The sequence below is a fragment of the Desulfatiferula olefinivorans genome, from assembly GCF_054657895.1.
Genome location: NZ_BAAHXV010000019.1, coordinates 38860 through 50630, shown reverse-complemented (window position 1 = coordinate 50630; position 11771 = coordinate 38860). Strand labels below are relative to the sequence as shown.

The 11771-nt window shown below is 58.8% G+C and carries 10 protein-coding genes; 7 read left to right on the top strand and 3 right to left on the bottom strand.

Going from position 1 to position 11771, the window contains the following annotated elements:
* The first annotated feature begins 2 nt into the window (after window positions 1-2).
* On the top strand, window positions 3-1001 hold the full coding sequence (locus ACYQ11_RS13865) for a universal stress protein (protein ID WP_459924395.1): 999 nt from the start codon (window positions 3-5) through the stop codon (window positions 999-1001).
* A 14-nt stretch (window positions 1002-1015) separates the two neighbouring features.
* On the opposite strand, the gene polA is transcribed toward ACYQ11_RS13865, so the two are convergent.
* A complete protein-coding gene (gene polA / locus ACYQ11_RS13860) occupies window positions 1016-3694 on the bottom strand; it encodes a DNA polymerase I (protein ID WP_459924394.1) in 2679 nt (892 codons plus the stop codon).
* 89 nt (window positions 3695-3783) lie between these two features.
* Between polA and ACYQ11_RS13855 the strand changes: the two genes are divergently transcribed.
* The 3 genes from ACYQ11_RS13855 to ACYQ11_RS13845 all read left to right on the top strand — a co-directional run bounded on the left by ACYQ11_RS13855 (window position 3784) and on the right by ACYQ11_RS13845 (window position 7110).
* The gene (locus ACYQ11_RS13855) at window positions 3784-4044 is read left to right on the top strand and encodes a hypothetical protein (protein WP_459924393.1); all 261 of its coding nucleotides are present in this window, start codon (window positions 3784-3786) and stop codon (window positions 4042-4044) included.
* Window positions 4045-4433: 389 nt separating this feature from the next.
* The gene (locus ACYQ11_RS13850) at window positions 4434-5081 is read left to right on the top strand and encodes an XTP/dITP diphosphatase (RefSeq protein ID WP_459924392.1); all 648 of its coding nucleotides are present in this window, start codon (window positions 4434-4436) and stop codon (window positions 5079-5081) included.
* Between the two features lie 88 nt (window positions 5082-5169).
* On the top strand, window positions 5170-7110 hold the full coding sequence (locus ACYQ11_RS13845) for a phosphoenolpyruvate carboxykinase (GTP) (protein ID WP_459924391.1): 1941 nt from the start codon (window positions 5170-5172) through the stop codon (window positions 7108-7110).
* 79 nt (window positions 7111-7189) lie between these two features.
* On the opposite strand, the gene ACYQ11_RS13840 is transcribed toward ACYQ11_RS13845, so the two are convergent.
* Both ACYQ11_RS13840 and ACYQ11_RS13835 read right to left on the bottom strand, forming a co-directional pair.
* Window positions 7190-7867: a zinc ribbon domain-containing protein gene (locus ACYQ11_RS13840; protein WP_459924390.1), complete on the bottom strand. Its 678-nt coding sequence runs from the start codon at window positions 7865-7867 to the stop codon at window positions 7190-7192.
* Window positions 7868-7872: 5 nt separating this feature from the next.
* Window positions 7873-8226 (bottom strand): hypothetical protein, encoded by a 354-nt coding sequence (locus tag ACYQ11_RS13835; protein WP_459924389.1) that lies wholly within the window; start codon window positions 8224-8226, stop codon window positions 7873-7875.
* Between ACYQ11_RS13835 and ACYQ11_RS13830 the strand changes: the two genes are divergently transcribed.
* From ACYQ11_RS13830 to ACYQ11_RS13820, 3 genes are read left to right on the top strand one after another with little or no spacing between them, the layout of a single operon-like run.
* Entirely contained in the window at window positions 8197-10377 is a 2181-nt protein-coding gene (locus ACYQ11_RS13830; protein WP_459924388.1) for a chemotaxis protein CheA, read from the top strand. The genes ACYQ11_RS13835 and ACYQ11_RS13830 overlap by 30 nt on opposite strands.
* A 51-nt stretch (window positions 10378-10428) precedes the next feature.
* The gene (locus ACYQ11_RS13825; RefSeq protein WP_459924387.1) at window positions 10429-10908 is read left to right on the top strand and encodes a chemotaxis protein CheD; all 480 of its coding nucleotides are present in this window, start codon (window positions 10429-10431) and stop codon (window positions 10906-10908) included.
* Window positions 10905-11753, top strand: a complete 849-nt coding sequence (locus ACYQ11_RS13820) for an HDOD domain-containing protein (protein WP_459924386.1) — start codon at window positions 10905-10907, stop codon at window positions 11751-11753. Before ACYQ11_RS13825 ends, ACYQ11_RS13820 begins: the two co-directional genes overlap by 4 nt.
* Window positions 11754-11771 lie beyond the last annotated feature (18 nt).

The following is an 11771-nucleotide window of genomic DNA, read 5'->3' as shown; positions in this document are numbered from 1 at the left end:
CCATGTTCAGACAGATACTGGCCGCCACCGATCTGGTCGGTGTTCCCGATCCGGTGGTCCTTGCGGCCCTGACCCTTTCCGTTCAGCAAAACAGTCCCCTGCACATCCTTCATGTTGCCGAATCGGATCACACACAGGGCGGACGGCGGGTGAGGGATGTTGCGACCGGAAGGGACATCGACTGGGATGCGGGGTATGCGGACCGCGTGAGAACGGCCATTGGCGAGAGCCTGGCCCAGGCGGGACCGGTCCCGGTGCCCGTGACCATTCATGTGATGCCCGGCTTTCCCTGGGAGGAGATTGTCCGGTGTTCCCGAAGGATCGGTGCCTCGATGATCGTGCTCGGCCCCCATTCGGGCCGGGGCGAACTCAAGGGGGTCGTCCGGGTGATGGGGAAAATCGGCAGTACGGCCGAAGGGGTGATGATGCGGGAGCCCTGCCCGGTGATGATCGTCAATCCGCTGGCGCGAATGCCGAAAGAGGGGTTCAGGACCATCGTGGCGGGGGTTGATTTTTCCCTGTCCTGCGAATGCGCCCTGGCCTTCGCCCGGGATCTGGCCGAGACCTTCGGTTCAGGCATTTTCCCCTTCCATATGATTCCCGTTCCGCCCTATCCCAAGTATTCCCGCGACGACTACGAAGCCGACCGGGCCGCGGCCCTGGGACGGCTTGAGACGTTCTGCCGGGACATCCTGAAGGACACGCCCCGATACTGCGGGGTCCGGGGCGGCGTGTTGCCCCATCTCGAACTGCTTCGCTGGGCCGCTGAAAAAGGTGCGGATCTGATCGTGGTGGGCTCCCATACCAAGGAAACGGACGGGAAATGGTATGCCGGCAGCGTGGTCGAACGGACCGCCGCCCGGTCGTCCTGCCCGGTGGTGGCGGTGACGGATCCCGAGGCCCTCCGGGTCTGGGACGCGGATGCCGGCGACGCCGAAGCGGTGGGCCCTGACAAGGACCGCTCAATCCGCGTGTTTACCCGGGAGTCGACCCGATCCTGAGAAAACCGGGGAGGTCAATGGGCTTCGGCCCAGTTGTCGCCCCGGGCGATATTGACCTTGAGGGGTACCCGAAGCTCCCAGATGTGTTCCATGACCTCGCGGATCTGTTCCATGACCGCGTCGCACCGGGTTTCGTCGACCTCGAAAACGATTTCGTCGTGAACCGAAAGCAGCATGCGGGCCGGAAGATGCTCTTCGTCGATGCGTTCCTGACACCGTATCATGGCCAGTTTGATCAGGTCGGCCGCCGTGCCCTGGATGGGGGTGTTGATGGCCGAGCGTTCGGCAAACTGCCGGACCGGAACATTGGAGCTGGTGATTTCGGGCAGGTCCCGGATACGGCCCAAAAGGGTGCTGGTGCGTCCGGTGGCCCGGGCCTCTTCGACGGCCCGGTCCATGTAGCGCTTGACCCCCTGGTAGCGGTTGAAATAATGGTCGATGTAGGTTTTGGCCATTTTCTGGCTGATGTTAAGCTCCCGGGACAGGCCGTAGGGACTCATACCGTAGACAATGCCGAAGTTGATGGCCTTGGCCTGGCGGCGGAGTTCGGCCGTGACCAGGGACGGATGGTAGTCGAAGACTTCGGCGGCGGTCCTTGTGTGGATGTCCTGGTCACAGACAAAGGCCTCGATCAGGATGGGGTCCTCCGAGCAATGGGCCAGAATCCTCAGTTCGATCTGGGAATAGTCGGCGGACACCAGGACGTGTCCCGGTTCCGGCACGAAGGCGCTTCGGATCAGGCGCCCCTCCTCGGTGCGGATGGGAATATTCTGAAGGTTGGGGTCCGAACTGCTGAGCCGTCCCGTGACGGTGACCGTCTGGTTGAACGAGGTGTGGATGCGGCCCGTTTCGGGGTGTATCATCTCGATCAGGGCGTCGGTGTAAGTGGACTTGAGCTTGGAAAGGGTCCGGTAGCGGAGGACCCGTGCGGGCAGGTCGTGCCGGTCGGCCAGGATGGTCAGGACGTCCACGTCGGTGGAATACCCCGTTTTCTTCTTGGTTTTTTTCTGAACCGGCAATCCCAGTTTTTCAAACAGAATCTGCCCGAGCTGCTGGGAGGATTTGATGTTGAAGGGTTCACCGGCCAGGGTGTAAATCTCCTGCTCGAGGGTCAGGATTTCCTGCTCGAAGGTGTGTGACAGGGACTCAAGCCGGTCCCGGTTTACCCGGATGCCGTTCATTTCCATCCGGTACAGCACCCGGCACAGGGGCATTTCGACGGTGTCGAACAGGGCCCTCAGGCCGGTCCGGTCGAGTTCCTCGCTGAACAGACAGGCGATCTGCCGGGTGATATCGGCATCCTCACAGGCGTAGGGTACGGCCTTGTCCAGGGGAACCTCGGAAAAGAGCAGCATGCTGCGCCCCTTGCCGGCCACGTCTTCAAAGGAGATGGTTTTGTGGTCGAGCCGAGTAAGGGCGATCTGGTCCAGCCCGTGGGAACGAAGGGTCGGGTTCAGCACATAAGAGGCCACCATGGTGTCGAAGGAAACCCCGGCCACCTCGATGCCGTGGCGGGCCAGGACGATCATGTCGTACTTGATGTTCTGCCCGGTTTTTCCGATGCAAGGGTTTTCAAGGACCGGTCTTAGGGCGTCTAAGACCGCCGTCAGGGCAAGCTGGGCCGGGGCGCCCTCGTAGTTATGACCGCAGGGAATGTACACCGCCTCGTGGGGCCGGATGGAAAAAGACAGGCCCACCAGTTTCGCCCGCATGGGGTCGGTGGACGTGGTTTCCGTGTCCAGGGTGATCATGGATTCAGCCGCCAGGTCGGCGACCAGACGATCCAGATCGCCTGGGGTGAGAATGGCCCGGTAAACGGTGTCGGCCTGCACCCTGCGTTTGGGAAATTCCTGCTGGAATTTTTTGAATTCCAGTTCCGCAAACAGGTCGGAGAGCCGGTCGGTGTCCGGATCGGCCGCCCGGCAGTCCTCCACGGAAAAGTCCATGTCCGCCGCCGTGTCGATGGTCACCAGTTTCCGGCTGAGAAAAGCCAGGTCCCGGTTTGCCGCAAGGTTTTCCTTCTGCTTTTTCGCCGTGATCCGATCGAGGTTGTCGTAGAGCCCTTCCAGGCTGCCGTAAGTTTCGATGAGGGCGGGCGCGGTTTTTTTTCCGATCCCGGGTACGCCGGGAACATTGTCCGAGGTGTCGCCGGTCAGGGCCATGACGTCCAGGATCTGTTCCGGATCGACCCCGGTTTTTTCCCGCACCGCCCTGCGGTCGATCATCTGCTCCTTGACCGGATCGAAGATCAGGATGCGGTCGCTGACCAGCTGCATGAAATCCTTGTCCCCGCTGACCACGATCACCGTGAAACCCTGTTCGGCTGCCCGGACCGCCGCGGTGCCGATCAGGTCGTCGGCTTCGAAGCCCGGTTTTTCATAGCGTTTGACCCGGAACCCGTCGGTGATGTCCCGGACAAAGGGCAGCTGCACGGCCAGATCGTCCGGCATGGGCGGCCGGTTGGCCTTGTAGTCCGGATAGAGTTCATGGCGGAAGGAGGGGCCCCGGCTGTCGAAGAACATCGCCAGGTGGGACGGTTTTTTGTCTTTGATCAGCTTGACGAGAATGCCGGTGAACCCCAGAACGGCATGGGTGGGCAGCCCCCTGGAATTGGACAGGGGCGGCAGGGCGTGAAAGCTTCGGTAAATGTATGCGCTTCCGTCGATCAGATAGATGGTTTTCGGGCTGGTCATCGGGTTTTCCTGTGATGGTGTCGTTGACATTGACCGGGGTCTGAATTACGTTGGGCCTCTTGATGACATCGATAAAAGGTACACCTATCATGAATGACAGTAAACGACAACAGGAAGAACGGGCCTCGGCGCGGGCCGGGAAACGCTCCGCCTACCAACTGAAAAAAATGCGGGCCCAGGCCATTCCCTGCCACTGCTGCGGGGTTCGGGATACGTTCTGCTGGCGCTGCCGATGCGGCTTTGCCATGTGCCAGTCCTGCATGGACGAGAACTTCTGGGGCGTGACCTGCAACGGCATCACCTGGGACTGCCCCGATTGCGGGGCCCAGAACGGGTTCGGAAATCAGTGACTCGGAAATCAGTGACGCCGTTTGGGTTTTTTCCCCGGCCCATGTCCCCAACCGATTTTTTAGTGTTCGATGGCGACGGTATGAAGCTTCAGGGAACACGCTTTATGAACGTTTGAACACGAAATCGGGTCAATAATGTTCGGTTCTGAACATTATGGCCGATCGGTCTTCGTATTCAACGGATTTCGATGTTCGAATATGAAAAGATATAAGTGTTTGATTGCAAAGACTTTACAATTATCAATTTGTGGACTATACGGATATTTTCGAATGAATCGCCGGGATGGGGGGGGATGTCATCGCATCGTCGGGGCCTTCGGGCGCCCCGCCGGATTATCGTTTTCAGACAATCGAACATTCCCCCTGCGGCTGAAGGAGTGAAAGACGTCATGGAAAAACCGATGGTTATTGTTCTTGCCAGTAGAAACAAAGGGAAGGCCGCCGAGATCCGGGACCTGTTGAAAGGGTATCCGGTGACCCTGATGACCCTCGATGATTTCGGGCCCATTCCCGAGGTGGTCGAAGACGGGTTGACCTTCGACGACAATGCCTACAAGAAAGCGAGTTTTACCTCCCGGGTTCTGGGGCTTCCGGCCCTGGCGGACGATTCGGGGCTGGTTGTCGAGGCCCTTGACGGCGCTCCCGGCGTCCATTCGGCCCGCTATGCCGGTGAACATGCCACGGACGAGGCCAACGTCGACAAACTGCTGGCCGCCATGGACGGGGTCACCAACCGGAAGGCCGCCTTCGAATGCGTGATTTCCCTGGCGATTCCCACCGGTCCGGCCCTGACCTACGAAGGCCGGTGCGACGGCGAAATCACCCGTGCACCCTCCGGCGACAAAGGATTCGGTTACGATCCGGTGTTTTTCTATCCCGAACGGGGAAAAACCTTCGCCGAACTCTCCATGGAGGAGAAAAGCGGTCTCAGCCACCGGGGCAAGGCCCTTTCCGAACTGGTCCGTGAGTTCGACAAGGTGATGATCTGGCTTGAGCAAAACATGCCCAGGCCGGCCAAATCCGACTGTGTGATATAGCGTGTCTTACATTGCTTTTATAGTTTAATCATTTTAATCATAGGCGCGGCGACCCTGTCGCCGCGCCATTCGACAAAGGCAGGGAAAAATGGCAGACAAGCAGTTGATGATCGGTGGGATCAGCACCATCGACCAGGCATTTACGCTTTTTGAAGCAAAAATGGATACGGAGAACCTGGCCAAGATCAGGACGATCCGGACGGAAGGCGCTCTCTTGAAGATCGCCAACGCCGCGGCCATGTGCGAACCGGATTCGATTTTCGTCAACACCGGGACGGACGCGGACAAGGCCTTTATTCGGCAGGGTGCCCTTGCCCAGGGGGAAGAGGCTCCCCTTGCCATGGTCGATCATACCATTCACTTCGATCTCAAGGAAGAGCAGGGGCGCATCACCGATCGTACCTATTATATGGCCGAACCGGACGAGGACATCAGCTCCCTGGCCAACCGCATGGACAGGACCGAGGCGTTCAACGACGTGACCGGCAAGATGACCGGCATCATGAAAGGCATGGTGATGATCGTCGGGTTTTATTCCCGGGGGCCCGTCGGGGCCGCGGGGTCCAACCCCGCCATCGAAATCACCAGCTCCTTCTATGTGGCCCACAGTGCCGAACTCTTGTATCGCAACTGTTTCGACCGTTTTGATGAGGAAGTGGGGCGCCAGGGCTATTTTTATTCGAACATCCATTCCCAGGGCAAGAACCGACCCGAGGATCTTCCGTCCGCCCGGGTGTTCATGGATCGCCACGAACAGACCACCTACAGCATCAACTGCACCTACGCGGGCAACACCCTTCTGCTCAAGAAGGGCAACCACCGCTTTTCCGTGGACAAGGCCGTCTATAAAAACCGGGGCAACGAGCTGTCCGAGCATATGTTCATCACCGGTATCGAAGGCCCCGGGGGCCGTCAGACCTGGTTTGCCGGCGCCGCCCCCAGCGGCTGCGGGAAAACCACCACGGCCATGGCCGGTCACTTTTTCGTGGGAGACGATCTGGCCCAGATGTGGATTGACGAGGAAGGGTATATCCGGTCCATCAATCCCGAGTCCGGCATTTTCGGCATTGTCGAGGATGTAAACTGGGAGGGCGACCCCAAGCTGATGGAACTGTTGCGCAAGCCCGGCACCGAAGTGATCTGGTCCAACGTGCTGGTCGATGAAGCCGGTGTGCCCCACTGGACCGGCAACGGGGAAGCGCTGCCCGCCAAAGGAAAGAATTTTCAGGGCGAGTGGTATCAGGGCATGGTCAACGGAGACGGCAAGAAGGTGCCGCCCTCCCATCCCAACGCCCGGGCGACCCTGGTGGCCAAAGCCCTGGCCAATTACTCGACCGAAGCTGAAAATCCCAAGGGTGTCAAAACCAGCGTGATTACTTATAGCGGAAGGGACAGCGACACCATGCCGCCGGTCTGGGTCGCCAAGACTCCCGAGCAGGGCGTGGTCATCGGCGCCTGCATCGTGTCCGCCGCCACGGCCACCGAGGTCGGCGCCACGGGCGTCAAGCGGGCCCCCTGGGCCAATGCCCCGTTTATTCCCGGTTCCCTGGCCGATTACATGGACGCCCAGTTCAAGTTTTTCGGCAATGAAAAACTCAACGCCAACGGCGGTCGGCCGATCATGGCCGGGCTGAACTACTTCCTCACCGACGAAGCCCGGGGCGGCAGCACGCCGAAGCTTCTCGGAGAAAAACGCGATGTGAAGGCCTGGCTGGCCTGGCTTGAACGCCGGGCCCACGGGGAAGTTGCCGCCATTGAAACGCCCATCGGCCTGATTCCCCGGTACGAGGACCTGAAAACCCTTTTCATGGAGGTGATCGGCAAGGAATACGGCAGCGAGCTGTATACCCGTCAGTTCTCCCTGTATGTGGACAACATCGTCGCCCGGATCGATCTCCAGCGGGCGGCCTACGGCAAGGAAAAGAATCTGCCGGCCCAGCTGTTCACCGTCCTCGACGCCCAGAAAGAGGGCCTTTTGGCTCTCAAAGCCAAGTTCGGACCGATCGTCAAACCCCAGGATCTGGCCTGATCGGCCCCATGACGGATACCATAAAAAAAGGGGAGCGCCCGGCGCTCCCCTTTTTGTTTGTGCGGCGGTCCGTCGCGATTTACTCGCCCGCCACCTCCATTTTGCAGTGCTTACAGATTTTCGCCTGCTTCTTGATGATTTCCGCGCAGAAGGGGCATTCCCGCGTAAAGCACCGTTCGTGAATCTTCGCGATGGCCGTGTCCACGGTCTCCTGAAGCTTGAGGTTTCCGAATTTGGTGTTGCGCAGGGGATCCACGGCTTCGGTCTCGGCAAGGTCGCCGAGCATTTCGGCGGCTTTCAATCGGACCCGCGTGGGTTCCTGCCCGTCCAGGGTCATTTTGAGAATCTGGACCAGATCCTTGTTCACGTAACAGTCGGCAAGAATGGAAAAACCTGATTTGATCGCCTCTTCGTGGGCTTTCTGTCGGGCGACGGTTTCATCGGTGACCACCTGTCCGCTGCCGCCGAAGGAACTGAAGACCGGCAGCATTTCAAACTGCTTGGTGCCGGGGTAATTCATGCACCGGACCGAGGACCGTTGGCCCACCTGTTCCATGATGTCGTCCCAGCCGTTGACGAACAGCGGGCAGTTATCATTGAAGCAGACGTACAGGTAGGGCACGCCCCAGCCCAGTCCGTCGCTGAAGGAGATGGGAGGCACCTCCCACAGGTCCATGGGCTGATTGCAGTGCGGACACTTGGGTTTGGGTGCGGCCATTATTTTTTCGAGGGTTTCTTCCCGGCTTTCAAAAGACATGATGTTCAATCTCCATCTATAGAATCGTTTAAGCGCCGTAACGGGCGCAGAATATTCAACAACGTAAGACAGAGCCGGGCGTTGTCAACCGTCCCGGTGTCGTTTAAATCCTGATTGACAATACGCTTTGCCCTGCGGTATAATTCGCGAAAATTTAATCTTTTCATAGTCATAACCGTGTTATCATAACGCCCGGCATCAAGGCCGGGCGATGCCCAATCACTTCCCAATTGTTCAGCAAACAGGCCGGGCGGCGTGTCCTGCGTCACCTTTCCGACCGTGTCCGTCCTGTTCAAAAGAAAACCGTCATGGAAAATCCTAAGGAAACGATGGAACACATCAAAAACGATCTGAATCACATCGCCCTCATGGTCTCGAATCTTGCGAGCGATGATATTCCGGCCCTGGGGAAATGTCTGAACAGCCTCGAAACGCTGGAGAAACGCTCGGAGGAACAGGGCTGGGACGATGTGAAGGCGGTGACGGCCCAGGCCCGGGATTATCTTGGGACCGTGGTCCTTGACGACAACCGGAACATCGATCCGGTGCGTGACGCCGTCTTCCTGATCCGGGCCATGACACGCTATCGGCTTCGGGACGAGCCCTTCGGGTTCGATTATGACGAGGTCCTTGAAAATCTCTGCCGCCCGCAGCCGCCGGCGCCTCCGGCTGCACCGGAACCCGCCGCCCCCCGTCCCCGGGCTTCCGAGACACCGTCTGCCGTTACCCGGCGGCTCGACGAGGACGATGTGGCGATCCTCCAGGATTTCGTCATTGAATCCCGGGAAAATCTGGAAACCATCGAAGTCAATCTGATCGATCTGGAAGAGCATCCCGACGATACGGACATCATCAACGCGATTTTCAGGCCCTTTCACACGATCAAAGGGATATCGGGTTTTCTGGATCTCCGAAAGATCAACCAATTGGCCCATTGCACGGAAAACCTCCTGGACAGCGCCCGAAAGGGGCGGTTCGTCATCGACCGGGAGGTCACCGATATTATTCTCCAGGCCGTGGACCTGCTCAAGCGGCTGATCGGACGGGTGGCCAGGGGCCTGGAGGCCGGCACCACGGCCGATGATGCGGACATCGACATCGAGGCCCTTTCGGCCGTTATCGAGCGCATGGACACGGAACTGGGCCGGGAGACGCCGCCCCGCCGCATGGGTGACATCCTGATAAGCAGCGGGGCCGTGACGCCGGAGGTTCTGGGTGAGGCCCTGCAGTATCAGGCGGATCATCCGGAGCGAAAGCTCGGCGAAATTCTCGTCGAGGAAAGCGGGGTTGAATCACGACAGGTGATTTCGGCGCTCCGCGAGCAGAAACGGGTCAGGAAACCGGGGCCCTTTCAGGTCAAGGTCGATACCGTCAAACTCGACAACCTGGTGGATCTGACCGGCGAGTTGGTCATCGCCCAGTCCATGCTGCGTCAGGAAGCGGCCTCGCGGGGCGGCTCCGGTCAGAAAATGGCGCAGAATCTCAACCAGCTCGGCCAGATTGTCTCCCATATCCAGAAAATCGCCATGTCCATGCGTATGGTTCCCATCAGCGCCACTTTCCAGAAAATGGTCCGGCTGGTCCGGGATCTGTCCAAAAGCTGCAAAAAGGACGTGGCGCTGACCATGTCCGGCGAAGAAACGGAAATCGACCGGAACGTGGTCGAGGCCCTGTATGAACCCATGGTTCACATGATCCGCAATGCCGTTGACCACGGCCTGGAGTCCGCCGAGGAGCGAAAACGGGCGGGCAAGCCCGAGAAAGGTTCCGTCAGCCTCAAAGCCTATCACAAGGGAGGGAACATCGTCATTGAGATCGTCGATGACGGCCGGGGCCTCGACACCATGACCATTCTTGAAAAGGCCGTCAAACAGGGTCTGGTGGACCCCGACGCCGTGCTTTCGGACAAAGAGATTTTTCAGCTGGTCATGAAACCGGGGTTCTCCACGGCCCAGGCGATTACCGATATTTCGGGCCGGGGCGTGGGGATGGATGTGGTGAAAAAGGCCATCGAGGCCATGAGCGGACGGGTGGATATCGAATCGGTTCACGGCAAAGGAACCACGGTGATCATCACCCTGCCCCTGACCCTGGCCATTATCGAAGGCATGCTGGTGCGCATCGGAGAAGGTCGCTTCATCGTGCCCACCATGGCGATCCTTGAATCGTTCCGGCCCCATCGGGAAGACTATTTCACCGTGGAAGGCAAGGGGGAAATGCTGATGTTCCGCAAGAACCTGATCCCGCTGATCCGCCTGGAATCAATCTGCGGGGGGGGCGTGGCGCACCGGGACGTCTGGGACAACATCGCCATAGTGGTTGAAAGCAACAAACAGCAGCGGGCGCTTTTGATCGACGAACTCCTGGGCAAGGAGGAATACGTGATCAAGAGCCTCGGTGAAACGCTCAAGCACATCAAGGGTCTGGCCGGCGGCGCCATCATGGGCGACGGCACCGTGGGCCTGATCCTGGATATCGGAGGGCTGTTCGATGTGGTGTCCCGTTCGTGAGGGCGCAAGGCGGAAGGGTTTGACAGGAACATCCTTGGACGAGGTCTTGTTGTGAGAACAATTGTCGGCGTATCGGATATGAAAGTCAGCGGGAGCAAGGACGATGTACTGATCACCTATTCCCTGGGGTCCTGTATCGGGGTGGTGGTCTACGATGTCAAGGTCCGGGTGGGGGGCATGCTTCACTACATGCTTCCCGAATCGTCGCTGGACAGGGAAAAGGCCGAAAAAAATCCTTTTATGTTTGCCGATACCGGCATCCCGGCGCTGTTCAAGGCGACCTATGCCCTGGGTGCCCAGAAAAACCGAATGCGCGTGGTCGTGGTGGGCGGGGCCCAGATTCTCGACCAGAAAGGGTTTTTCAATATCGGCAAACGAAACCACATGGCCCTGCGCAAGATTTTTTTCAAGAACAACGTGATCATCGATCACGAAGACGTGGGGGGCAACGTCAACCGGACGATCCGTCTGGACATCGGCAGCGGGGACATATTCATGAAAACATCGGGACGGGGCGAGGAGAAGCTATGAGCGCCATCAAAGAGCTGATCAGGGAAATCGACAACCTGACACCCATTCCGGCCGTGGTCAATCAGATCATGGCCGTGTATGAGAACCCCGGATCATCGATGGAGGATCTTGCCGAAATTATCCTCTATGACCCCATGATCACGGCCAATATCCTTCGGATGTGCAATTCCGCCTTCTACGGCCTGCCCCGACGGGTGGAATCGATCCAGGACGCCGTCACCATGATGGGCATGGACCAGGTCATCGACATGGTCCTGATGAAGTCCGGGGCCGTCAATCTGGCCAAGGGGCAGGCCGGTTACGGCCTCAACGAAGGGGAACTCTGGAAGCAGTCGGTGGCTTCGGCCCTGATCGCCCGGGACCTGGCTGAAAAAAAAGGGTCGAAGAACAAACAGATGATCTTCACCGCCGCCCTGGTCAAGGACATCGGCAAGGTGATCCTTGACCGGTTCGTGGGGGATTCCTTTGCGAAAATCGACCATCTGGTCACCCACGGCGGCTTGAGTTTCAAGGAAGCCGAAAAGAAGGTGATCGGCATCGATCATGCCGAACTGGGGGGGCTGGTGGCGGAAATGTGGGATTTTTCCGAAAAAATGGTGTTCATGATCAAGAATCATCACCTGAACGACGAGGCGGCCCGAAAGGATCTGGATACCCAGATCCTCTATGTGGCCGACAGTGTCTGCATGATGATGGGCATCGGCGGGGGCGCCGACGGACTGGCCTATCGGTTCCACAAGGACGTGCTGGACCTTCTGGGCATCACCCCGGTGGATCTCCAGGAGATCATCGCCGCCTTCGGGAGTGAGATGAAAAAAGTCGAAGACCTGCTGAAGGTCATCTGAAAACAGGTTTTTCGGGGG